This is a genomic window from Arthrobacter rhombi (genome assembly GCF_039526245.1).
GTDB classification, from domain to species: domain Bacteria; phylum Actinomycetota; class Actinomycetes; order Actinomycetales; family Micrococcaceae; genus Arthrobacter_H; species Arthrobacter_H rhombi.
Genome location: NZ_BAAAIV010000001.1, coordinates 114,762 through 137,145 on the forward strand (window position 1 = coordinate 114,762; position 22,384 = coordinate 137,145).

The following is a 22,384-nucleotide window of genomic DNA, read 5'->3' on the forward strand; positions in this document are numbered from 1 at the left end:
GTGTGAAGTCAGGAGGCCCTGGCGTGCAGGCTGCGGGTCTTGACGTTGATGGCCCGCTCGTAGTGGACCAGGAGCTCGTCGCAGACCGAGGCCCAGGAGCGGGTTTGCACCGAGGCACAGGCGGCCGCCGCAAAGGCAGCGCGCTTGGCGTCGTCATGCGCCAGGTCCGTGACGTGGGCACGCAGCCCCTGCAGGTCCCCGGGCCGGTACAACCAGCCGGTGCGCGAGGCGTCGATCAGGTCCACCGGGCCACCCCGGCCGACGGCGATCGCCGGCAATCCGGAGGCCATCGCCTCCTGGATGGTCTGGCAGAACGTCTCCGATTCACCGGGGTGCACGAACAGGTCCAGGCTGGCCATCATGGTGGCCAGCTCGTCCCCATCCAGGAACCCGGCGAAATGGGCGCCGGGCAGGCGCTGGCGCAGCGTCTTCTTCAGCGGGCCGGAGCCGACGATGACCAGCCGGGTCCCGGGCACATCGGCCAGCACTGCCAGGTCCTCGACCTGCTTCTCGGTGGCCAGTCGGCCCACATACCCGACGAGTCGCTCGCCGTTCGGGGCCAACTGGGCATGCAGGGCGGCATCGCGCCGGGTGGGGGAGAAGCGCCGGGTGTCGACGCCGCGGCGCCACATCCGCAGCCGGGGCACCCCGGCCCGCTGGAGTTCATCGAGCGAGTGGCTGCTCGGTGCCAGGGTCACGGTGGAGGCCTGGTGCATGGCCCGCACGTGGTTCCACAGCACCGGCTCCAGCCACGGCACCCCGTAGCGCGTGGCGTAGGCCGGCACCTGGGTCTGGTAGATCGACACGAGCGGAAGGCCCAGCTGCCCGGCTGCCTGGATGGCTCGCCAGCCCAGCACGAACGGGCTGGCCACGTGCACCACGTCGGGGCTGAAACCGGAGATCAGCCGGCGGATGCGGGCGACGGTCCCGGCGGCGACCCTGACGTTGGCGTAGCCGGTCAGCGGCAGCGACGGCAGGCGGACCACGGAAAAGCCCTCCACCATTTCGACGCCGGTACCCGGGATCCTGACCGTGCGGGCCCCGGCGACACGGGCGCCCGGCGCCGCTGTTTCCCCGGGGCGGGCGCCCTCCGGGGTGCCGCCGGCCGGGGCGATCACCAGGGCCTCGTGTCCTCTCCGGCGCAGATGCGCCAGGACCTGGAGCACCGAGTGGGTGACTCCGTTGAAGTGCGGAAGGAAGGACTCTGCGATCACGACGACTCTCACACCCCACAGTCTGGGATGCCCGCATGATGCCCGCCTGAATTCGTGGCGGCGGGAAGGTGAACTTCCGGGCACCCGGGTGCGTGCCGCCGTCGTACCCGGTGCCCGGGTCGCGTCGTTGGCGCGGATCCGGGGGCTCAGGTGGCACGATTGAGACGATGAAAAAAGCGCAGCAGTCCGGCTCCGGCCAGCGGAAGACAGCGGGGAAGACCACGGGTCGCGGAAGCGCGACCGTCGATTCCCTGCGCGAATCATGGCGTGAGGGCATCCCCATGCCGCTCTGGCTCCAGGGTGCCCTGGAGTTCATCCAGTGTGCGTTCTTCTCTGCTGCGCTCGTGGTCATTCCGTTGATGGCCGTGTGGTTCTCCGACGGATTCGCCCAGCGCACGCTGGACTCGGTGTTCCGCATGTGTGGCCAGGTGTGGCTGCTCATCCACGGGGTGCCGCTGCACTTGAACCTGTCGGCGGGTAGCGATTCGCCGGTGGTGGTGACCGGGCTGCTGAGCTTCATCCCGCTGGGACTCACGCTCATCCCGTTCTTCCTGGCCTGGCGATCCGGGCGCCGGATCGCCCGCGCCTCCTATACCGACCAGCTGTGGCAGGGCATCGCGGGGGCGTTGGGTGCCTACCTGCTGGTCGGGCTGGTCACCGGCTTCGCCGTGCCCACCGAGGAAGTCGGGGTGAACCTGGGCGCCGCGGCGCTGATTCCGCTGATCCCCGCGGGGCTGGGCGTCATCGTCGGAGCCCGGCGTGAGGCCGGCTCCTGGGGCCGGCTCGTCGGCGTGGACTTCGTCGAATGGGTCGCCACCACCAGCCAGCACTCCCGCTGGGCCGGTTCCTACCTCTGGTCGGTCATCCGTGCCGGGATGGTCGGCTACGCCGCGACCTTCTGCCTGGCGGCGTTGGGCCTGACCGTGTCCCTGGTGATGCGGTGGCTCGAGATCTCCAACATCTACCAGCAGCTCCAGCCCGGCCCCATCGGCGGAGCCGTGCTGACGATCGCCCAGCTGGGCGTGATCCCCAACCTGGTGCTGTGGTCGCTGGCCTGGATCAGCGGCGGCGGCATCGCGCTGGGCGTGGGCAGCACCCTGGGGCCGCTGGGGACCGCCGTTGGCCCGGTGCCGGCCATGCCGGTGCTCGGGGCGCTGCCGGCCGGGAACCTGGACTCCGCGTGGGTCTTCATGCTCCTGCCCGTGCTGGCCGGCATCCTGGCGGGCTGGTGGTTCCTGCGCGAGGGCGAAAACCACTTCGAGGACTGGATCTCCATCCGGCTGAAGGTGCGGTGGGTGGCACTGGCGGTATCGACCCTGCTGCTGGGCCTGTTCATCGGTGCCGTTGCCGGGGTGGTCTCGCTGCTGGGCAGCTGGCTGGCCGGGGGATCACTGGGCATCGGCCGGCTCACGGAACTGGGCCCCGACGTGTGGATGACCGCCGTCTTGCTGACCGGAGAGGTCGGCCTGGGCGTGATCATCGGCTACCTCGTGGCCCCGTTCCTGGAGCGCGACCCGGTCCTGGAGGACTGAGTCCCTCCCGGGGGAACGGGCAGGAAAGCTCAGGCCCCGACGTCGTGCAGGTGGTGGGCGACGTCGTGCCAGGCATAGCGGGCCAACGTCTGGATCGTGAATTCGGAGCCGTTGCCCCGGAGCCCGCGTCGGTGCAGGTCGCGGTTCAGGACCGCGTCGAAGGCGTCGGCCAGGCCGCGGCCGGCGGCAGCCAGCTGCGTTGCCACGACCTGCGGTGACTGGTGTGCGTAATCGTCCTCGACGGCGGTGGCGTCCTGGTCCCAGTCGGGAAAAGTCGGCTCGTCTTCCATGTACATCAGGTCCAGGCGGTAGTGCATCACCTTGAACACGTCGCGCACGTGGGCCGCATATTCCAACGGACTCCAGCTGGCGGGATGGTCGCGCCGTGCCACGTCCTCGCGGCGCAGCACCTCCGCCCAGCGGGGCAAGGTGGCGCGCAGGGCCGCGGCGATGTCCTGGGGGCTCAGGGCCGAGGCATCGGTGCCGCATTCGTCGCAGCGACGCGTGATGGTCCACGTCCAGTCCTTGGTATCCGGTTCGGGCTGGACGGGTCCGTCCTGGCGGGCGGATGCTTCGGGGCTCATGTTCCGATGACTCCTTGGAAGGTCGAGAGCTTCTGTTCGTAGTCATGCTTGCACTGTGCCTGGGAGCGGTCGGTGACGGTACTCGCCAGGCACTGCTCGTAGTCGGCCGTCGGCTGGTAGAACAGGACCTGGGTCGAGGTCGAGATGGTGAACAGCAGGCAGGCGAGGGTCGCCAGCGGGATGGTGATGCGCAGGACCCCGGGGAGTTTGCGCCGCAGGACCTTCACGGAGGCGATGATCCCGCAGACGACGCCGGCCCAGCCGAACGCGACCGAGGCGATCTTCCACGGCAGGGCGATGGACGAGGTCAGGTAGGCCAGCAGGACCAGCAGGACGATGGCGCGGACCCATCCGCTGACGGCGGCCAGACGCGCGGGGGCGTCCTCTTCGGGTGCAGGCATGTCCTTAGCCTAGTCGGGCGCCGGGCAGCACCTAAACTTGCAGGATGCGCATCGTAGTCCTTGTCTCCGGTACCGGTTCCAACCTCCAAGCCGTTATCGACGCCGTGGCCTCCGGCGGGCTCGACGTCGAGATCGCCGCCGTCGGTGCGGACCGTGCCGGTACCGGGGGTGTGGCGCGCTCGGCGGCCGCCGGACTCGAGACGTTCGAGGTGCCGTTCCGCGATTACACCGACCGGGCTGAGTGGAACCATGCGTTGACGCAGAAGTGCCTGTCCTACGCGCCGGACTATGTGGTCTCCTCGGGCTTCATGCGCATTGTCGGCGAGGAGTTCATCGCGGCGTTTGACGGCACCTACATCAACACCCATCCGGCACTGCTGCCCGCCTTCCCGGGGGCGCATGGCGTGCGTGACGCATTGGCTTACGGGGTCAAGGTCACCGGGTGCACCGTCCACATCGCCGACACCGGCGTGGACACCGGCCCCATCCTGGCCCAACGGGCCGTCGAGGTGCTCGACGACGACAGCGAAGAGAGCCTGCATGAACGCATCAAGGTCGCCGAGCGGGCCCTGCTGATCGAGACGCTGGCGCATCTGGCAGCGGGGCAGCGCGCACGTTCATAGCCGCACGGGCCGCGTTACTGCAGCCCGGAGCCGGGGTCGGGGAGCTGGTAGAGGCGTTCGGTCTCCACGGAGGCGACCCCGCCGATGGCCTCCAGCGCCGGGCGCCGATCGGACTCCACTGTTCCGGTGACCATGGACACGGCACCCAAGACCCGTTCGACCGTCATCCCCGCATCGCGCAACCGGGCGGCAACGTCGGCCGTCCGGTCCGCATACTCCTCGGCAACGGTGACGGTGATGCGCTCGATCATGCCGGCGCATCTCCGGGCGTCCCGGGATCCGGCGCGGCGGTGGTGTCCTGCGGGGCCCTGACCAACCCGGCACCGACATCCACCGAGGCGGCCTCCAACCGCTGGCAGCCTTGGACCAGCTCGGCCCACAGTTCGCGACCCCGCAGTCCGGTGGTCCCCGCCAACAAGGCTGCGATTCCCGCGGCGTGTGGGGTGGCCATGCTCGTGCCGCTGATGGTGTTGTAGCGCTGGGGCATGGGCCAGGAAGAATACACGTCCACGCCGGGGCCGGCCACGTCCACCTGCCCTCCGTCCGCGGTTCCGGAGCGGGCCGAGAAATCGGCGATCGCCAGCGTCTGGTCGACGGCTCCGACGGCCATGATGTAGGGGCTGTTTGCCGGGGTCCCCACGAATCCGGGGTTGCCGGCCGAACGTTGGGCGTTGTTTCCCGCGGCGACAATGATCAACGTGCCTTGGGCCAGGGCCCGCTTGCCCGCGGCGACATAGGGAGGGTGGACCTCGGCCACATCGGCTCCGAGGGACATGGAGATGACGGCGCACCCCTGGGTGATGGCCCAGTCGATGCCGGCGAGTATGCCCGCGTCGCCACCGGAGCCCGAGGAGCCCAGGACCTTGCCGGCATAGATGTCTGCCTCCGCGGCGATGCCGTATCCACGTCCCGACTCCAGGGAGCGGGGTCCGCAGGACGTGCCGATGCAGTGGGTCCCGTGCCCGTGGCCGTCCTGGGCGTCCTCGCCGTCGACGAAGGATTGGGTGACGACGGTGCGGCCGGCGAAGTCCGGGTGTCCGATGTCGAAGCCCGTATCCAGGACCGCGACCTTGATGCCCGCTCCGAGGGCTGCACTGGTGGAGACGCCGGTGGCCTGGAGTCCCCAGGTGAATTGGTCGGTGTCTGCGAAGGATGCTGTCGGTTCCGCAGGTGGCACGGGGGTTCCGCCCTCGCTCCCTCCGGGGGCCGCATCGGGGGCCGCCGCGGAACGGTGCCGGCCCGTGGAGGGCTCCAGGACGTGGTGGATGAGCTCGGGATAGAGCTTCATGCCGCGCCCGGGCTCGGTGGACTGCGCGCGCAGGGTATTGAGCTGGGCCTCCTGGGCGGTGAGCACGGCCATGCCCAACTGGGCGAAGTAGGTACCCTGCCAGGGTTCGTCGTCCGGGGAAGCGGCCCCGGTCAGATCGCGAGTATCGAGCACCCGGGTCAAACCGCCGGCGGCGAGCACCTCCAGGGGGTTCGGTTCGTCGTCATCGAACACCGCAATGTAGCGGCCGGTTGTTTCACCGGGCTGGCCGGAAAAATCTGGATCCAACATGGCGCTGCCTCCACCGTCGTCACCGGGGAGTGCTCCCCATGGTGGCCAGTGTAGCCCGGTGAAACGGCAGGGGGAATGGCCACAGTGGGACCGCTAGCCCAGCTCCGCACCCCGGGTTTCGGGGGCTCGCAGCGCCATCCAGATCACGGCCAGCAGGACCAGCGCACCGGCGGCGAGGAATGCATTGGCCAGTCCGAACACCGGCCACAGCCAGGCGAAGACCAGGGGGCCGAATCCGGCGCCGAGGCGGCTGAAGCTGGAGGCCCACCCGAACCCGGAACCCCGCAGCTCCGTGGGATACAGCTCCGAGACGTAGGCGTAGAGCACGGGGATCGCGATCTGGATGATGAACCCGAAGACCAGTAGCCAGGCCACCGCCATGCGGGGTTGGGACAGGGACAGGGCCACCAGCACCAGGACGACTGCGGCAAGCGGCCCGGTCACACCCAGGAGCCATTTGCGCCCCACTCGTTCGACCAGCAGGGCAGCGACCGCCACACCGGCCAAGCCGACCGCTGCCATGCCGGCGGTGCTGAACAAGGCGGCCGACTCGGCCATGCCGGCGTCGAGCAGGATGGAAGGCATCCAGGTCAGGGCCAGGTAGTACACCAGCAGGACCGTCAGGAACAGCGACCATGCGGCAGCGGTGATCTGCCAGTTGAAGGCCCAGACGCGGCGCAGCTGGTCCAGCCAGGATCCGGCGGACAGGGTGGGGACCGTGGCAGCATCGGGCAACGTATAGGGCTCCGGTGCGGCACCGGTGCGGCGCACGAGGTCATCGATCACTGCCGATGCCTCCCGTTGTCGTCCGGACCGCAGCAGGAACAGTGGTGACTCGGGAACCGAACGGCGGATCCAGAACACCAGAAGGGCCGGCAACACCATGACCAGCAGGATCAGCCGCCAATTCCCGGTGCCCGACTGGATGAGGGCCGAGATGAAGAAGGCGGCCGCCGCGCCGATCGGCCACCAGCCGTCCATGGCGGTCAGGACCCGGCCCCGCTGTTTCGCCGGGGTGAATTCGCCGACCAGCGCGTAGTCCACGGGGATGCAGCCGCCCAGTCCGACGCCGGCCAGGAAACGGCAGGCGGCGAAGAAGATGAAGTTCGGGGATACCGCCCCGAGCACGGTGAAGATCGAGAAGATCAGCAGCGTCCAGGTGAAGGCCTGACGCCTCCCGATCCGGTCGGCGATGGTGCCCCACAGGAAGGCTCCCAGCGCCATGCCGATCAGATTCGCGGTACCCAGCCATGCCGCCGTCGTGCGCTCCAGACCCCATTCCTGCATGACCAGCGGGATGAGGGCGCCATTGAGCGTGACATCCCAGGCATCGAACATGAAGCCGAGCCCGCCGATGACGAAGATCCGGCCCTGGACGCCCCACCGCCACGGCAGGTTCTGGACGATCGCGTCCCCGGTGCGCAGGGTGCGGTACTCGTTCATGGCGTAGGGGTCCCCTCGGATCGTGCGGCTGGGAAGGGCGGCGACGCGCTCGCGCAGGCGGGCCACCCAGCTCAAGATTAGCCGCTGCACCGCCGCCGGGGACGTCGACATGGTCTGGGCCGATGAGAACGGGGGCACTACAGTAGGTGGCGATCACCACACACCTGGCGCGCACTGCCGCACGCCTGAAGGGACCTGCACACCATGTCAGAGGAAACCACCGAACGGGGCGTCGAGCTCGAACCCCCCAAAAAATGGAAAATCATTGGTCCGGGACTCGTCGTCGCGGCCACCGGCGTCGGGGCCGCCGACATGGTCTCGACCCTGGTCGCCGGCTCGAAGTTCGGCTACGGGCTGCTCTGGGCGCTGGTCATCGGCGTCATCCTGAAGATCGTCCTCGTCGAGGGTGCCGGACGCTACTCGCTGGCCACCGGCAAGACGATCTTCGAGGGCTGGCGCACGCTGGGCCGCTGGCCCGTCTGGTACTTCGGGCCCTACATCATCATCTGGGGCTTCATCTACGGGGCCTCGGCCATGGCCTCCACCGCCTTGCCGCTGGCCGCACTGTTCCCCGGCGTCCCGCAGAACGTCTTCGCCATCGGCACCGGGCTGGCCGGTTGCCTGCTGGTCTGGTTCAACCGGTACTCGGTGTTCGAGAAGATCACCGCGGTGCTGGTGGGACTGATGTTCATCACGATCGTCGGCCTGGCGATCATCGCCGTCCCCGATGTTCCCGCCATGCTCGCCGGTCTGGTGCCGCATCTGCCCCACGGTTCCGTGCTGTACACGCTGGCCCTGGCCGGCGGTGTCGGCGGCACGATCACCCTGGCGGCCTATGGGTACTGGCTGCGCGAGAAGGGCTGGGTCAAACCCGGATGGATGCGCGTGATGCGGATCGACAACACCATGGCCTACGTCATGACCGGCATCTTCGTCATCTCCATGATGGTCGTCGGCACGGAGGTCGTGGCCGCCGCAGGCGTCACCATCGACGCGGGCGACAAGGGCCTGATCGACCTCTCGGACGTGCTGAACGAGAAGTACGGGACCTTCATCGGCAAGGCGTTCCTGGTCGGCTTCTTCGCCGCGGCGTTCTCCTCCGTCCTGGGCGTCTGGCACGGTGTCTCGCTGATGTTCGCCGATTTCTGGGGCAACATCCGCGGTAAGGGATCCAACCACCCGGACTCCCAGGCACACGGCAAGTACTTCCGCTTCTACATCCTGTGGCTGACGTTCCCGCCGATGCTGCTGTTGTTGCTGGGCAAGCCGATCGGCCTGGTGCTGGCCTACGGGGTCCTGGGGTCGCTGTTCATGCCGTTCCTGGCGATCACGCTGCTGCCGCTGCTGAACACCGACCGGGTGCCCAGGGAGTGGCGCAACCGCTGGCACACGAACACCGCACTGGTCATCACCGCGGTGCTGTTCATCTGGCTGGGTGTCTACCAGCTGGTGACGACCATCCTGAAGTACGTGTAACGGCACGGCACCCCCACCGGAACCCCACGGGCGCCGGACGGATCCTGATTCGGGAGCCGTCCGGCGCCCGCTGCCTTTGCGGGGCACCGCGCCGTGTCGCGTCCCTTATCAGGGGACTCCGTCGGGGGTAGGCTCTGGTCATGGGAGTGGATTGGACGGCTTTGGAAGAGGCAATCCGGCGATCGGCATTGCGACAGGCACGGGACGTGATCGAGCATCATCCCGACCACGTGTTCTACGCGGTGGCGCTCGATGGGGTGTCCACCGAACCCAGCGGCCGGGTCGAACTCCCGGTCCTGGCCCTGAATTCCGAACAGGCGCTGACGCGTGACCGCGGCCCGGTGGAGGTGGCCGATCTGGTCGCCGATGAACCGGAAGAAGTCGAGGAAGACGGTGAAGGCCCCGATCCGCTGAACCTGGGGACCGATGCCGACGACCCCTCCGCAGCGACGGACGCGGATGACGACGAGGACGACGACGAAGAGCCAGATGACGACGACTTCGACATCGACGGGGAACTGGATCGCCTGGAAGAAGAAGGCGAAGCCACCGAGACCGACTCCAGCTACTACTCGGCCCGCTGGAACCCACCGGACTGGCACTGGTGCTCGATGGAACTCTTCGACGAATCAGCTGCCGAACTCTGGAGTCAGGCACTCACCCGCGTCGCCGAGTCGGCGGGCTGGGAACCGACACTCCGTCGTTTCTACGAGCTGTTGCTCTCGGTCACCACGAGTCTGCGCGAGGAGCTGGCCGTGGGACGGAACGCCGACATCGTCGTATACCTCTCCGACGACGACCATGCGGACGCACTGCTGCGGCGTTGCCTGACACCCGAGCAGCTTTCCCGACATTTTCCCGATCTGGTCGCCTGAACGCCAACGATGGCGGGCCCGCCTCCGCCCTGGGGGTGGATGCAACAAACATCCTCCGGGAAGAGGCTGGACGGTAGAGTGGGCAGCATCCCCCGACCGCTGATTTCCCAGGGAGCTTTTCGTGAGCCAAACCGCCCTTGACCGTGTTCCGCTACGCCGGGCACTGATCTCCGTCTACGACAAGACCGGGCTCGAGGACCTGGCACGCGGCCTGCACGCGGCCGGCGTATCCATCGTCTCCACCGGTTCCACCGCATCGAAGATCGCGGCAGCCGGCGTTCCGGTCACGGAGGTCTCCGAGGTCACCGGGTTCCAGGAATGCCTGGACGGCCGCGTGAAGACCCTGCACCCGCGCGTGCACGCCGGTATCCTGGCCGACCGCCGCCTGCCGGAGCATGTCCAGCAGTTGACCGACCTGGGCATCGAACCCTTCGACCTGGTGGTCGTCAACCTGTACCCGTTCGTGGACACCGTGAAGTCCGGAGCCGGGCAGGACGCCGTCGTCGAACAGATCGACATCGGGGGACCCTCCATGGTCCGTGCCGCCGCGAAGAACCACCCGTCGGTCGCCGTCGTCGTGGATCCAGCCAAGTATGGTGACGTCGTCGAGGCCGCCCAGTCCGGTGGCTTCGATCTGAAGACCCGCCGTCGCCTCGCGTCGCTGGCCTTCGCCCACACGGCCGCCTACGACACGGCGGTTGCCAGCTGGACCGCCGCCCAGTTCGGTGATGACGAGGCCCCGGCGAAGTTCCCGCCGTACGCCGGTGTCGCCCTGGAGCGCGCCGACACCCTGCGGTACGGGGAGAACCCGCACCAGGCGGCCGCCCTGTACGTCGACAAGTCGGCCCCCGCAGGCATCGCCCAGGCCGAACAGCTGCACGGCAAGGCCATGAGCTACAACAATTTCATCGACGCCGACGCAGCATTGCGCGCCGCCTTCGATTTCGCCGAACCGGCAGTAGCCGTGGTCAAGCACGCCAACCCCTGTGGGGTCGCCGTCGCCACCCCCGGTGCCGATGACCCGATCGCCGATGCGCACCGCAAGGCCCACTCCTGCGATCCCGTCTCTGCCTATGGCGGAGTGATCGCCGCAAACCGCACCGTCACCGCAGGCATGGCCGAAACGATCCGCTCGATCTTCACCGAGGTGGTCATCGCGCCGGGCTTCGAGCCGGCCGCCCTGGAGATCCTCCAGGCCAAGAAGAACATCCGCCTGCTGCAGCTGCCGGCCGGCTATGAGCGCGACGGCGTCGAGTACAAGCAGATCTCCGGTGGCATGCTGCTGCAGGCCTCCGACCGGATCGATGCCGACGGCGACGATCCGGCCAACTGGAAGCTGGCAGCGGGGGAGGCCGCGGACCCGGACACCCTGGCCGATCTGGTCTTCGCCTGGCGGGCCGTCCGGGCCGCCAAGTCCAACGCCATCCTGCTCGCGCGTGACGGTGCCACCGTCGGCGTGGGCATGGGACAGGTCAACCGCGTGGATTCCTGCCGGCTGGCCGTCGAGCGTGCCAACACGCTCGGCGTCTCCGTGGACTCCGACGTCGATGCCGCCGGTGGCGCCGCCGGGGCAGCGGATGCATCCTCCGAGGAGCGGGCCCGCGGTGCCGTCGCCTCCTCCGATGCGTTCTTCCCGTTCGCCGATGGGTTGCAGATCCTCATCGATGCCGGCGTGAAGGCCGTGGTCCACCCCGGTGGTTCGATCCGGGATGAGGAAGTCGTCGCCGCGGCACAGGCCGCCGGCGTCACGATGTACTTCACGGGAGCCCGGCACTTCTTCCACTAACGGGTTGGCGTCCCACGGCGCCGGCACCACGTACCAGACGGCCGATTCCCCGCACCGCGGGGGATCGGCCGTTGTCCTGCGGGCCTACCCCCGAAAGCGGATTTCATCCGGTGGGGTGATGCCCTCGACATCAACGGTCGATACATTGGAGGCTCAGACCAATGAAGGGGGACTCGTGCTGAATGCGACCATGGGCCAGCTGATGGCAGCGGTGGAATCGACGGACGGCGGCCAGGGGAACATGATGCTGGGCCTGCTCATCGGTGCTTTCGCGGTGGTCGCGGCCGTGTGGTGGCTGGCCCACCGGTACCGCGTGGCCCGGCGCCCGGCTGCCAGCCGTGCAGAACACGAGATGTTGCGTGAAGTCCACCGCCAGCGGCCGGAGCAGAAGGCAGTGCAGGACCAGATCGACGTGAAGTACCTGCGCCGCGGAGGCTTCTGAGACCGGGGGCTGAATCGGGCGGGCTCCGGGGGCGCACGATCGTGGGGGATCGCCTTCCCTTGCCCGCCTGTACCGCTTCTCGTAGGCTCCGGGAATGGGCCCACGCCGCGCAAGCCGGATACCCCGCCTGCAGGCCGTCCTGGCGGTGGCGGTACTGTGCGGCTGCTCTGCCCCGGCCTCCGAGAACCACCCGGAGGCAGCAGCGACGTCATCCGGAACGGACACGTCGCAGGTCGTCGAGGTCCCCAACGACACCCGCTGTTTGGCCCCGGTCGACATCACGGCACAGACACTGAAGACCACATCCACCAGTGCACCCGCGGCCACGTGGGGACATGGCGCCACCGGTGTGCTGCTGTTGCACCAGACCGATGGCGACGGCATGTGCGGTTGGGTCGCCGCGGCGGACACCTTGAGCAGATTCGGTGCCGATACCCGGTTCATGGCCTTCGACCTCTGCGGCTATGGGCAGGCCACGTGCGCCGGTAACGAGTCCAACCAGAAGTCGCAGATCGTCGCGGCGGTCAAGCGGCTGCGCAGCAGCGGCGCCCGTGAAGTAGTCATCATGGGGGCATCCCTCGGAGGATACCTGGCAGTGCACGGGGGCCGCGCCGCCGGAGCCGACGCCGTGGTCAGCCTCTCCGGCTACGGGATGGCCGGTGAAGCATCTTTCGGGAAAGACCTCCGGAATCTGGGCCATCCGGTGCTGCTGGCCATGTCCCACGACGACGGCGAGGCGCGATTCGGGGAAACGGAGCGGCTGGCCGCGGAGACCGGGGCGGACTTTGCGGGCTTTGATACCGGTCATGGCTACACGATGCTGCCCGAAGCCATCGGCGAGGTGGAGACGTGGGTCAGACAGACCGTTAGCGACGCGCGGTGAGGACCTGATGCGCCAGCGCGGAACCGGGGGCAAGGCCGGGGAGCAGGGCAGCACCCTCGAGCGAGGTCGCCAGCGGTTCACGCACTTCGAGGTGCGGCCACAGCGAGGCCAGCCGCGCGGTGAGCTGGGAGCGCACGCGTTCCCCACGCAGGACCCCGCCCAGGAAGCAGACGGCGGGGGACTCGGACCGGTCTTCGCCGACGCGGCGTAGTCCGGTGGCCACGGCCAGGGCGAGCTCCTCGGCCGCGGCGTCGCAGATGTCCCGGGCCACCTCGTCGGTATCGGCCAACCGGGCGACATGGGCAGCGTAGGAAGCGGTGCGGCGAATGCGGTCGGGATCGCGCTGGAGATCGACGTAGGCCTGGGCCAGATCCGGGAATTCGGCCAGCAGGACCTCGGTGAGGGCGGTGGCCGGGCCGCGTCCGTCGAAGGCGCGCATGACCGCGACGAGCGCCTCCCTGCCCAGCCAATAGCCGCTGCCGGCGTCGCCCATGATGTAGCCCCAGCCATCGATGCGTACCACCTCGCTGGCACCCACTGCCAGGGTCACGGCGCCGGTACCCGCTGCGATGACGGCACCCCGCGCGTCACCGAGAGCACCCAGATAGGAACTGACCGAGTCGTGGGCCAGATGGATGGTGGAGACGCCGAAGCCAGTGGTCGCGGTGAGCAGTGCCGGTGCCAGGCTCTCCCCATCCGTCAGCCCCGAGAGCCCCGCGGACACAGTGGTGAAATCTAGCCCCGTTGCGGCCCGCGCCTGGCCGACGACGTCGGCGATCTGCGGAGCCAGCGGCCGGTCGGTGAGGATGCCCCGGAACTCCTGGATCGGGAAGTCGGCGTGGGCGGTGCCGTCCTGGGTGCGCACCTGGGCGCGGATTCCCGTTTGCCCGCCATCAATCGCCAATGCCGCCTGGGGCATGTCCGCCGTCCTTCGTCCGTTGCTGCTCGGAACGCCGATGCGGCGCCCGGAACAGCATACCGGGCTTCACGCGGCTGTGAGATTGGACACGAGCACCCTGCGTGACCCGCGCCATGTGTGGAATCCCACAATTGGTGGCCTGGGGCAACAGGTAGCGTGGTGGCGGCGGGCGGATCGTCCGCCCCCAGCCACCCCACGATCCACTGGAGCCACCACCATGAAGTTCACCCGCACCCTGGGAGCTGGCATTGCCATCGCCGCGGCCTCCCTGGCCCTGGCCGGATGCGCCTCGGACCAGCCGTCGGCCGCGCCGTCTGCCTCCGCCTCGGACGCCGAAACCATCCAGGCCCCCGAAACGAACGCGCAGATGAAGGACGAAGGCGCCCCCGGCCTCTCCGCCACCACGTACTACTACTTCGAGGCCATGACCTACGCCCAGCAGACGGGCAAGACCGAGGGCATGCTCGCAGTCACCGAGGACTGTGCGCAGTGCACGAAGGCCGCCGACGCCATCGCCAAGGTCTACGCCGACGGCGGCAAGATCGAGGGCGGCCAGCCCAAGCCCCAGGACGTCGCGGCCGTGGGGACCGTGGACAAGAACGGCGAACTCAGCGCGGTCGTCCCCTTCATGCAGGATGCCGAGAAGACCCTGGACCAGGACGGGAAGGTCGTCGACGAAACCGAGTGGGATTCCGACGGCACGACCTACACGGTCACCGGCCGCTACGCCGACGGCGCCTGGAAGCTGACCTCGCTGAAGGAGACCCCGAACGCGAAGGCCCCCGAGACCGAGTAGGGCTTCACCTGCAGCAGAAGAACAACGACGACGCCGGTGCCACCCTTCGTGGGGTGGCGCTGGCGTCGTCTCATCCCGGTGCGGAATATGGGCTGGAGGGGCGTCTCGGGTAAGTTGGGTACGTTGAGATCATCACGTTGATCTCCCCAAACCGTTGACCTTCAGGGAGATGCCTCACCCATGGCAAAGATTATCTATACCCACACCGACGAAGCGCCGATGCTCGCCACCTACTCCTTCCTCCCCGTGGTCGAGGCCTTTGCCTCGACTGCCGGCGTGGAAGTCGAGACCCGCGACATCTCTCTCGCTGGCCGCATCATCTCCGTCTTCGGTGACTTCCTGACCGAGGACCAGCGTCAGCCGGACGCACTGGCCGAACTCGGTGCCCTCGCGCAGACGCCCGAAGCCAACATCATCAAGCTGCCGAACATCAGTGCATCGATCCCGCAGCTCAAGGCAGCCATCGCCGAACTCCAGTCGCAGGGCTTCGCGCTGCCGGACTACCCGGACAACCCCTCCTCCGACGAGGAAACCGACATCCGCTCCCGCTACGACCGCATCAAGGGCTCCGCCGTGAACCCGGTCCTGCGCGAGGGCAACTCGGACCGCCGCGCACCCCTGTCGGTGAAGAACTACGCCCGCAAGAACCCGCACACGATGGGTGCCTGGTCCTCCGAGTCCAAGACCAACGTCGCCACCATGGACGGCGGCGACTTCCGCGCCAACGAGAAGTCGGTCGTCATGGCGGACGATGACCAGATCGAGATCCGCTTCACCAGCGAAGACGGCACGGTGAAGGTCCTCAAGAAGGCGTTCCCCGTCCTCAAGGGCGAGGTCATCGACGGCACGTTCATGTCGGCCAAGAAGCTCGATGAGTTCCTCGCCGCCCAGGTCGCCCGCGCCCAGGACGAAGGCGTGCTCTTCTCCGCCCACCTGAAGGCCACCATGATGAAGGTCTCCGACCCGATCATCTTCGGCCACGTCGTCAAGGCCTTCCTTCCCGACCTCTTCGCCACCTACGGTGATGACCTCGACGCCGCCGGCCTCAGTGCCAACGACGGCCTGGCCGCCATCCTCGGCGGACTCGACGAGGTCTCCGACACCGTGCGCGACGGCGTCAAGAAGGCCATCCAGGACGGACTGGCCAACGGACCGGCCATTGCCATGGTCGACTCCAGCAAGGGAATCACCAACCTCCATGTCCCGTCGGATGTCATCGTGGATGCTTCGATGCCCGCCATGATCCGTACCTCGGGCCACATGTGGGGCGCGGACGACGCCGAGCACGACACCCTCGCCGTCCTCCCGGACAGCTCCTACGCCGGTGTCTACCAGGCAGTCATCGACGACTGCCGTGCCCACGGCGCCTACGACCCCACCACCATGGGCACCGTGCCGAACGTTGGGCTGATGGCCCAGGCCGCCGAGGAATACGGCAGCCACGACAAGACCTTCGAGATCCCCGCCGCAGGCACCGTGCAGATCGTCAACGCCGCCGGCCGTGTCCTGATCGAGCACAAGGTCGAGCAGGGTGACATCTGGCGCGCCTGCCAGGCCAAGGACATCCCGATCCGTGACTGGGTCAAGCTGGCCGTCACCCGCGCCCGTGCCTCCGAGACCCCGGCAGTGTTCTGGCTCGACGAGTCCCGCGCGCACGACCGCAACCTGATCGCCAAGGTCAACGAGTACCTCGGAGAGCACGACACCGAGGGACTGACCATCAAGATCATGTCCCCGATCGACGCCACCGCCTACACGTTGGATCGCATCCGCCGCGGTGAGGACACCATCTCCGTCTCCGGCAACGTGCTGCGTGACTACCTCACCGACCTCTTCCCGATTCTGGAACTGGGCACCTCGGCGAAGATGCTCTCGGTGGTTCCGCTGATCAACGGCGGCGGCCTGTTCGAGACCGGTGCCGGTGGCTCCGCCCCCAAGCACGTCTCCCAGCTGCTGAAGGAAAACCACCTCCGCTGGGATTCCCTCGGCGAGTTCCTGGCCCTGGCCGTGAGCTTCGAGCACCTGGCCACCTCCACGGGCAACGCCCGCGCACAGGTCCTGGCCGACACGCTGGACGCGGCCACCGGAACGTTCCTGCTGGAAAACAAGTCGCCCAAGCGCAAGGTCGGCGAGCTCGACAACCGCGGCAGCCACTTCTACCTGGCCATGTACTGGGCCCAGGAGCTGGCCAAGCAGGAGAAGGACGCCGAGCTGGCCGCCGCGTTCGCCGAAATTGCGAAGGAATTCGCCACCAACGAGGACGCCATCAACGCCGAGCTGCTGGGCGTTCAGGGTGCTCCGGTGGACTTGGGCGGTTACTACCGCCCCTCCGACGAGGCCGCCACGCAGGCCATGCGCCCGTCCGCCACGCTGAACCGCGTGCTGGACACCTTGTCCCAGAAGTAGGACGGCCGCCGGCAACGCCGGCCTTTCAGAACACGACGACGGCGCGTCGTCCGGTGCTTGCCACCGGATGGCGCGCCGTTTGCTGTGCGGCGTCAGCCGGCCAACGAGGGGGATGCCGCCATGAGGGCCCGGGTGTACTCGTGTTGCGGGTCGGCAAAGACCTGTTCGGTGGGGCCGCTCTCCACGATCCGGCCGGCCCGCATGACGGCGAGGTCATCGCTGACGTGTCGGACGACAGCCAGGTCGTGCGAAATAAAGAGGTAGCCCAGGCCCAACCGGGATTGCAGGTCATCGAGCAGGTCGAGGATCTGCGCCTGCACCGAGACGTCCAAAGCGGAGACTGGTTCGTCGCAGATGAGAACCCGGGGTCCGGGGGCCAGGGCACGGGCAATCGCGACCCGCTGGCGCTGCCCGCCCGAGAGCGTCGAGGGGTGTCGTGCGGCCAACGCGGCATCCAGCCCCACCAGCTCCAGCAGCCCCGCGGGGTCCGCCGCACCGGCGGGAGCGCTGCCGGTGGTCGCGACCGACAGCGCGTCGGCGAGGATCGCGCCCACGCGTCGCCGCGGGTCGAACGAACTCAGCGGGTCCTGATAGATGGCGCCCAGCTGGGTCCTCCGGGGGCGTCGGACCGATTCGGGCAGCGGCACCCAGGGCTCGCCGAAGAGCTCCACCGTCCCGGATTCCGGAACATCCAGGCCCAACAGCAGCCGCGCCGTCGTGCTCTTGCCTGAACCGGACGCGCCGACCAGTCCCAGGGTGCTGCCCGCGTCGATGCGCAGGCTGACCTGGTCGGCAGCATGTAGGGTGCCGGCGCCCGGGATGTCGAAGGTGCGGATCAGGTTCCTGGCCTCCAGAACCGGCCCTCCGGTGGACGGTGCGGGTTCTGGTTGGTGGCCTTCCTGCATGTCCTGCCCGGTGACCAGACCGCCGGTCGGGCCGGTCAGCCGGGTGCCGCGCGGTCGCCCGGCGGGCACGGCGCGCAGCAGCATGCGCGTGTACTCGTGCTCCGGTGCCCTCAGCACCTGCTTCGTCGGGCCCTGCTCCAGGATCCTGCCGTCGCGCATGATCGCCACCCGGTCCGCGACGGCCGAGACGACCGCCAGGTCATGGCTGATCAGCAGCAGCGAGGACCCACCGGCCCGCAGGCCGCCGAGCAGGTCCAGGACCTGGGCCTGGGCTTCGGCATCGAGTGCCGTGGTGGGCTCGTCGGCGATCAGCAGGTCCGGATCCAGCGCCATGGCCGAGGCGATGAGCGCGCGTTGGCGCATGCCCCCGGACAGCTCACCGGCCCGGCGTCCGGCATCGGCCGCGTCGAGGCCCATGGATTCCAGCAACCCAGCGACCTTCGCCGCCCGCTCGGTGGGGGACAGGGCGGTATGCAGGCGCAGCGCATCGTCGATTTCCCGGCCCACGGTCCGCAGCGGATCCAGCGAGACGAGCGCATCCTGCAACACTAGGCCGATCCGTGATCCGCGCAGCCGGCGCCAGGCGCGTTGCCCGGCCCCGGAGAGGTCGGTCCCGTCGAAGTCCAGGGTCCGCGCGGTGACCCGTGCATCGCGTCCGGCCAGGCCCAACAGGGACCGGGCCGTGACCGACTTGCCGGAACCGGATTCGCCCACGAGCGCCAGGCATTCGCCGCGGCCGATCTGCAGTGACACGTCCCGGACCACCGTCGTACCGCCAAAACCGACGTCGAGTCCTTCGACGCGCAACAGGGGAGCGGGGCTCATGCTCCCACCGCCCGGCGTTGCAGGGCACGGCCCAGCACGGTGCTCGAGGCCGCCGTGGCGACGATCGCCAGCCCCGGGAAGAACGTCATCCACCAGACGAACCCCAGATAGGTGCGTCCCGCGGCGAGCATCGCCCCCCATTCCGGTGCCGGTGGCGCCTCACCGAGCCCCAGGAAGCTCAGCGCCGACGCCCACACCACTGCCTGGCCGATGCCCAGGGTGGCCAGCACCATCACCGGACCCAGCGCGTTGGGCAACAGGTGCCGGGCCAGGATCCGGGCGGGGGAGTGCCCGAGTACCCGGGCCGCCTCGATCATCGGCGAGGTGCGCAACGCGCGGACCTGTGTGCGGATGATCCGGGCGTATCCCGGGGCCGTGGACAACCCGACCGCGACGATCGTGGTCGCCACCCCCGGACCCGCCAACGCGATGAAGACCAACGCCAACAACAACCCGGGCAACGCCAGCAGGACCTCGACGATGCGCCCGACCCCGGCATCGAGCCACCGGCCACCCAGCCCGGCAGCCAGGCCCAGCACCAGCGCCAGACCCAGCCCCAGGGCGGTGGCCGCGGCGCCGATCAGCAATGAGGGCCGTGCACCATGGACGATGCGCGCATAGATGTCACGGCCCGACTCGTCGGTGCCCAGCCAATGCGCGCCGGACGGGCCGCGGAAGGCAGCCGCCGGGTCGATGGCCAGCGGATCGGTCGGTGCCAGCCAGCCGGGCACCAGCGTGGCCACCACCAGGAACAGTGCAGCGAGGGCAGCCAGTGCGGGCAGCACGGCGCCGGCCCGCAGCCAGCCGACCGGCGGGCGCCGCCGCAGCGTGCCGCCGCGGCGGGCTGGACCCTGGCTCATGCCGCTCACCGGTCCCTGGTCCGCGGGTCGATGGCCCGTTCGGCCAGATCGGAGACGGCCATGACCAGCACGTAGGCCAACGCCGAGACCAGCGCCACCCCGGTGACCACGGGGACGTCGCGCAGGGTCACCGCCTGCAGCAGGCTGCGTCCCAGGCCCGGCCGGGCGAAGATCGATTCGACGACGACGGCCCCGGAAACCAGCGATCCGAGAGCCCACCCGGACAGGGCGACCCCGGGTAGCGCAGCATGACGCAGCGCATGACGGAGCACGACGCCGGTCTCCGACTCCCCGCGGGCCCGCGCCGAGAGCGCAAAGGGGGAATTCATGGCGGTGAGCATCGATTCGCGCATCACCTGGCCCAGGAACCCGGCCAGCGGCAACGCCAGCGTGATGACCGGCATGACCAGCCCCGCCACGGTGCCATTGCTCACCGGCGGCAGCCACCCCCACGCGGTGGAGAAGAGCAGCACCAGCACCGAGCCGAGCCAGAAATGCGGCACCGAGGCGGCGGCGATCTCCAGCGCCGAACCGACCACCGCTGCACCGCGGCCGCCCAGCCCGGACCAGAGCGCCAACCCCAGCGCCAACACCCAGGCCAGCACCCACGCGCCGACGGCCAAACCCAACGTGCCCGGCAGCTGGTCGCCGAGCAACTGCGTCACCGGAACCTTGAGCGCATACGAGGTGCCCAGATCCCCGGTGGCCAGCCGACCCACCTGGGAGAGGTACTGCACCCACAGCGGTTGGTCGAGCCCGTACTCGGTCCGGGCCGCCTCCAACGCGGCGGCGGAGGCCTGCGATCCGGGACCGCCCATGATGGCCTCGGCCGGGTCCCCGGGGATGAGCCGGATGGCCAGGAAGATCAGCGTCGCCACGGCCCACAGCACGAACACCGCGGAACCGATCCGGCGCACCAGCCAGAGCCCGGCGGAGCGCCAGCGCCCGGTGCCGGGCACGACGGCGGTGCCTCCCGGGCGCGGAAACCCGCCACCGGAGGAGCCGAAGAATGCCGTCTCAGCCATGCGCCGCCGTCGTGCCTAGTTCTTCAGCCAGGTGTCGTGGAAGGTGGGGGAGGCCACCGCGGTGGTGGCTCCGACCCCCTGCAGCTTCTGGCCGTAGAGGAAGTGGTTCTGCTGGTCGTAGAGCGGCAGGATGTAATAGCCGCCGAGCACGATCTGCTGGGCCTGCGTGTACTTGTCCTGGCGCTCCTGCTGGTCGGTGGTGGCGTTGGCGGCATCGAGCAGCGCGTCCAGCTTCTGGTCCTTCACCTGGGCGTGGTTGGAGAAGTAGCCGGAGGGGGCCGGGACGGTGTTGGAGCTGTGGAACAACGTGCGCAGCACGTCGGGGCCCACCTTGGTGTAGGGGGCGGAGACCAGATCGTACTGGTTCTCCCCGAGCACGCCGTACCAGCTGGAGAGGTCCAGCAGATCCAGCTTGACCTCGAAACCCGCCTCCTTGGCGGTGGCCTGCAGCTGCTGGAAGAGCGACTGCTCGGCCGGCACCGACTGGTTGGTGCTCACGGGGAAGGCCAGCGTCAGGCGCTTGCCGTCCTTCGTGCGGTACCCGGCGGCGTCGCGCTTCTCCCACCCTGCCTCATCGAGCAGCCGGTTGGCCGCGTCCAGGTCGCGGCCGAAGAGCTGTTCATCGGAGTAGCCCATCGGCTCGACGCTGGACAGTGCCGAGTAGGAGCGCTGTGCGGTATCGAAGAACAGGGAGGAGATGCCGTCGTTGACGTTGACCGCGCGGACGAACGCCTCGCGGACCTTTTCATCGTTGAAGGGTGCCTTGGAGGAGTTCAGCTCGATCCGGTTGGAGGCGCCCGGACGCGGGGCGTCGAGGTGCCCGATGGTCCCGGAGGTTTCGGCGGTCTTGATGGTGTCCGGCTGCGCGTTGTCGATGATGTCCACCGTGCCGGACTGCAGGGCCGCGTAACGGGTGGCCGCCTCCGGGATGAACTTCCAGGTGATGCCCTGCAGATACGCGGGGCCGTCGTGGCCGGCGCCCTGCACGGGAGGGGTGTAGTCCTCATTGCGGGTCAGCTCGACGGACTCCTGCTTGGTCCACTTCGTGACCGTGAAGGGTCCGGTGCCCACCGGGGAGGCGCAGTTCTCGGCCTGGCTGCGTTTCAGGGCCTTCGCCGATTCGATGGCAACCCACGGCATCGAGAACGATTCGAGCAGCGCCGAATCCGGGGCCGAGAGGTTCAGTTTCAGCGTCGTGTCGTCCACGACGTCCATGGTCTTGATCTTCGCCACGGCCAGGTAGCCGGTGGAGGAGGCGGTATCGGGGTCCTGCAGGTGCTTGATGTTCGCCTTCACCGTGGCGGCGTCCAGCGCGGTCCCGTCGGTGAAGGTGATCCCGTCGCGCAGCTTCAGCGTCCAGGTCCTGCCATCGGCGGAGGCCTCGGCCCCGGAGGCCAGCCACGGGACGATCTTCCCGTCGTCGTCCTTGGTGTACAGGGTCTCGAGGTACTGCCCGGCCAGCAGCGCCTGCGGGTAGTTCCCGCCCACATGCGGGTCCAGGCAGGTCGGCTCGGCATCGCCGGAAGCGTAGACCATCGTGCCGCCGCTGACCGGATCGCCGGCAGCCGACTCATCCCCGGAGCCGCCCTGGCCTCCGGAACCGGCACATCCGGCCAACAGGAGTGAGGCGGCGAGCAGGGCCGCCACCGTGGTGGCCGGGCGTGCGGAACGGGGGAATGCGGGCATGGCTGACTTCCTCGACAGATGCTGGTGGCCGGCAACCCGGGTGGGGTCGGCGACCTGGCGGTGCGGTGCGGTGTGGCGGTGGCGCGCTGTTGTGGTGCGCTGAGCGCCCCACCATCCTAGTCCAGCGCGGTGCCCCGCGCCGTGG

20 protein-coding genes are annotated in these 22,384 nt (G+C 68.8%); 9 read left to right on the forward strand and 11 right to left on the reverse strand.

Translation table 11 applies throughout. The features are described from left to right. Positions 1-8: 8 nt before the first annotated feature. Positions 9-1,226, reverse strand: a complete 1,218-nt coding sequence (locus ABD088_RS00585) for a glycosyltransferase family 4 protein (protein WP_343899376.1) — start codon at positions 1,224-1,226, stop codon at positions 9-11. 269 nt (positions 1,227-1,495) lie between these two features. Here ABD088_RS00585 and ABD088_RS00590 point away from each other — a divergent pair, with 269 nt between their 5' ends. Then, on the forward strand, positions 1,496-2,746 hold the full coding sequence (locus tag ABD088_RS00590; protein WP_343899471.1) for a cell division protein PerM: 1,251 nt from the start codon (positions 1,496-1,498) through the stop codon (positions 2,744-2,746). A 29-nt stretch (positions 2,747-2,775) separates the two neighbouring features. On the opposite strand, the gene ABD088_RS00595 is transcribed toward ABD088_RS00590, so the two are convergent. Both ABD088_RS00595 and ABD088_RS00600 read right to left on the reverse strand, forming a co-directional pair. Continuing rightward, a complete protein-coding gene (locus ABD088_RS00595) occupies positions 2,776-3,330 on the reverse strand; it encodes a DinB family protein (protein WP_343899377.1) in 555 nt (184 codons plus the stop codon). Next, on the reverse strand, positions 3,327-3,731 hold the full coding sequence (locus tag ABD088_RS00600; protein WP_343899378.1) for a hypothetical protein: 405 nt from the start codon (positions 3,729-3,731) through the stop codon (positions 3,327-3,329). Before ABD088_RS00600 ends, ABD088_RS00595 begins: the two co-directional genes overlap by 4 nt. A 44-nt stretch (positions 3,732-3,775) precedes the next feature. Between ABD088_RS00600 and purN the strand changes: the two genes are divergently transcribed. Then, positions 3,776-4,354 carry a phosphoribosylglycinamide formyltransferase gene (purN, locus tag ABD088_RS00605; RefSeq protein WP_343899379.1) on the forward strand — a complete coding sequence of 193 codons (579 nt, stop codon included), beginning with the start codon at positions 3,776-3,778 and terminating at the stop codon, positions 4,352-4,354. Between the two features lie 14 nt (positions 4,355-4,368). On the opposite strand, the gene ABD088_RS00610 is transcribed toward purN, so the two are convergent. From ABD088_RS00610 to ABD088_RS00620, 3 genes are all read right to left on the reverse strand, one after another. Further along, positions 4,369-4,605: a hypothetical protein gene (locus ABD088_RS00610; protein WP_343899380.1), complete on the reverse strand. Its 237-nt coding sequence runs from the start codon at positions 4,603-4,605 to the stop codon at positions 4,369-4,371. Beyond that, on the reverse strand, positions 4,602-5,912 hold the full coding sequence (locus ABD088_RS00615; protein ID WP_343899381.1) for a S8 family serine peptidase: 1,311 nt from the start codon (positions 5,910-5,912) through the stop codon (positions 4,602-4,604). Before ABD088_RS00615 ends, ABD088_RS00610 begins: the two co-directional genes overlap by 4 nt. 93 nt (positions 5,913-6,005) lie before the next feature. Next, positions 6,006-7,355, reverse strand: coding sequence for an MFS transporter (locus tag ABD088_RS00620; protein ID WP_343899472.1), 1,350 nt, complete (start codon positions 7,353-7,355; stop codon positions 6,006-6,008). A gap of 204 nt (positions 7,356-7,559) precedes the next feature. Between ABD088_RS00620 and ABD088_RS00625 the strand changes: the two genes are divergently transcribed. From ABD088_RS00625 to ABD088_RS00645, 5 genes are all read left to right on the forward strand, one after another. Beyond that, the gene (locus ABD088_RS00625; protein ID WP_343899382.1) at positions 7,560-8,831 is read left to right on the forward strand and encodes an Nramp family divalent metal transporter; all 1,272 of its coding nucleotides are present in this window, start codon (positions 7,560-7,562) and stop codon (positions 8,829-8,831) included. 206 nt (positions 8,832-9,037) lie between these two features. After that, entirely contained in the window at positions 9,038-9,706 is a 669-nt protein-coding gene (locus ABD088_RS00630; RefSeq protein ID WP_343899383.1) for a DUF4303 domain-containing protein, read from the forward strand. Between the two features lie 121 nt (positions 9,707-9,827). After that, complete coding sequence (gene purH, locus ABD088_RS00635; RefSeq protein ID WP_343899384.1) at positions 9,828-11,492, forward strand: bifunctional phosphoribosylaminoimidazolecarboxamide formyltransferase/IMP cyclohydrolase; 1,665 nt, start codon at positions 9,828-9,830, stop codon at positions 11,490-11,492. 175 nt (positions 11,493-11,667) lie between these two features. Continuing rightward, the gene (locus ABD088_RS00640) at positions 11,668-11,934 is read left to right on the forward strand and encodes a hypothetical protein (RefSeq protein WP_343899385.1); all 267 of its coding nucleotides are present in this window, start codon (positions 11,668-11,670) and stop codon (positions 11,932-11,934) included. Positions 11,935-12,028: 94 nt separating this feature from the next. Beyond that, positions 12,029-12,817 carry an alpha/beta fold hydrolase gene (locus tag ABD088_RS00645; RefSeq protein ID WP_343899386.1) on the forward strand — a complete coding sequence of 263 codons (789 nt, stop codon included), beginning with the start codon at positions 12,029-12,031 and terminating at the stop codon, positions 12,815-12,817. Here ABD088_RS00645 and ABD088_RS00650 read toward each other — a convergent pair. Beyond that, the gene (locus tag ABD088_RS00650) at positions 12,801-13,736 is read right to left on the reverse strand and encodes an N-acetylglucosamine kinase (protein ID WP_343899387.1); all 936 of its coding nucleotides are present in this window, start codon (positions 13,734-13,736) and stop codon (positions 12,801-12,803) included. The two genes, ABD088_RS00645 and ABD088_RS00650, sit on opposite strands and share 17 nt — an antisense overlap. 217 nt (positions 13,737-13,953) lie before the next feature. Between ABD088_RS00650 and ABD088_RS00655 the strand changes: the two genes are divergently transcribed. Next, entirely contained in the window at positions 13,954-14,532 is a 579-nt protein-coding gene (locus ABD088_RS00655; RefSeq protein ID WP_343899388.1) for a DUF6318 family protein, read from the forward strand. Positions 14,533-14,712: 180 nt separating this feature from the next. Next, positions 14,713-16,938 carry an NADP-dependent isocitrate dehydrogenase gene (locus tag ABD088_RS00660; RefSeq protein WP_343899390.1) on the forward strand — a complete coding sequence of 742 codons (2,226 nt, stop codon included), beginning with the start codon at positions 14,713-14,715 and terminating at the stop codon, positions 16,936-16,938. Positions 16,939-17,030: 92 nt separating this feature from the next. On the opposite strand, the gene ABD088_RS00665 is transcribed toward ABD088_RS00660, so the two are convergent. The 4 genes from ABD088_RS00665 to ABD088_RS00680 are packed head-to-tail and all read right to left on the reverse strand — an operon-like array spanning position 17,031 to position 22,239. Next, positions 17,031-18,668, reverse strand: coding sequence for a dipeptide ABC transporter ATP-binding protein (locus tag ABD088_RS00665; protein ID WP_343899391.1), 1,638 nt, complete (start codon positions 18,666-18,668; stop codon positions 17,031-17,033). After that, positions 18,665-19,528: an ABC transporter permease gene (locus tag ABD088_RS00670; protein ID WP_343899392.1), complete on the reverse strand. Its 864-nt coding sequence runs from the start codon at positions 19,526-19,528 to the stop codon at positions 18,665-18,667. Before ABD088_RS00670 ends, ABD088_RS00665 begins: the two co-directional genes overlap by 4 nt. A gap of 5 nt (positions 19,529-19,533) precedes the next feature. After that, positions 19,534-20,553, reverse strand: a complete 1,020-nt coding sequence (locus ABD088_RS00675; RefSeq protein ID WP_343899393.1) for an ABC transporter permease — start codon at positions 20,551-20,553, stop codon at positions 19,534-19,536. Between the two features lie 15 nt (positions 20,554-20,568). Continuing rightward, positions 20,569-22,239 (reverse strand): ABC transporter substrate-binding protein, encoded by a 1,671-nt coding sequence (locus tag ABD088_RS00680; RefSeq protein WP_343899394.1) that lies wholly within the window; start codon positions 22,237-22,239, stop codon positions 20,569-20,571. Positions 22,240-22,384 lie beyond the last annotated feature (145 nt).

What these genes read in the sequence shown, in the direction of transcription:
- purN (WP_343899379.1), top strand. Translation starts at nt 3,776, where the DNA reads ATGCGCATCGTAGTCCTTGTCTCCGGTACCGGTTCCAACCTCCAAGCC.
- ABD088_RS00670 (WP_343899392.1), bottom strand. Translation starts at nt 19,528, where the DNA reads ATGAGCCAGGGTCCAGCCCGCCGCGGCGGCACGCTGCGGCGGCGCCCG.
- ABD088_RS00680 (WP_343899394.1), bottom strand. Translation starts at nt 22,239, where the DNA reads ATGCCCGCATTCCCCCGTTCCGCACGCCCGGCCACCACGGTGGCGGCC.
- ABD088_RS00665 (WP_343899391.1), bottom strand. Translation starts at nt 18,668, where the DNA reads ATGAGCCCCGCTCCCCTGTTGCGCGTCGAAGGACTCGACGTCGGTTTT.
- ABD088_RS00625 (WP_343899382.1), top strand. Translation starts at nt 7,560, where the DNA reads ATGTCAGAGGAAACCACCGAACGGGGCGTCGAGCTCGAACCCCCCAAA.
- ABD088_RS00675 (WP_343899393.1), bottom strand. Translation starts at nt 20,553, where the DNA reads ATGGCTGAGACGGCATTCTTCGGCTCCTCCGGTGGCGGGTTTCCGCGC.
- ABD088_RS00660 (WP_343899390.1), top strand. Translation starts at nt 14,713, where the DNA reads ATGGCAAAGATTATCTATACCCACACCGACGAAGCGCCGATGCTCGCC.
- ABD088_RS00590 (WP_343899471.1), top strand. Translation starts at nt 1,496, where the DNA reads ATGCCGCTCTGGCTCCAGGGTGCCCTGGAGTTCATCCAGTGTGCGTTC.
- ABD088_RS00600 (WP_343899378.1), bottom strand. Translation starts at nt 3,731, where the DNA reads ATGCCTGCACCCGAAGAGGACGCCCCCGCGCGTCTGGCCGCCGTCAGC.
- ABD088_RS00655 (WP_343899388.1), top strand. Translation starts at nt 13,954, where the DNA reads ATGAAGTTCACCCGCACCCTGGGAGCTGGCATTGCCATCGCCGCGGCC.
- ABD088_RS00595 (WP_343899377.1), bottom strand. Translation starts at nt 3,330, where the DNA reads ATGAGCCCCGAAGCATCCGCCCGCCAGGACGGACCCGTCCAGCCCGAA.
- ABD088_RS00610 (WP_343899380.1), bottom strand. Translation starts at nt 4,605, where the DNA reads ATGATCGAGCGCATCACCGTCACCGTTGCCGAGGAGTATGCGGACCGG.
- ABD088_RS00645 (WP_343899386.1), top strand. Translation starts at nt 12,029, where the DNA reads ATGGGCCCACGCCGCGCAAGCCGGATACCCCGCCTGCAGGCCGTCCTG.
- ABD088_RS00615 (WP_343899381.1), bottom strand. Translation starts at nt 5,912, where the DNA reads ATGTTGGATCCAGATTTTTCCGGCCAGCCCGGTGAAACAACCGGCCGC.
- ABD088_RS00620 (WP_343899472.1), bottom strand. Translation starts at nt 7,355, where the DNA reads ATGAACGAGTACCGCACCCTGCGCACCGGGGACGCGATCGTCCAGAAC.
- ABD088_RS00650 (WP_343899387.1), bottom strand. Translation starts at nt 13,736, where the DNA reads ATGCCCCAGGCGGCATTGGCGATTGATGGCGGGCAAACGGGAATCCGC.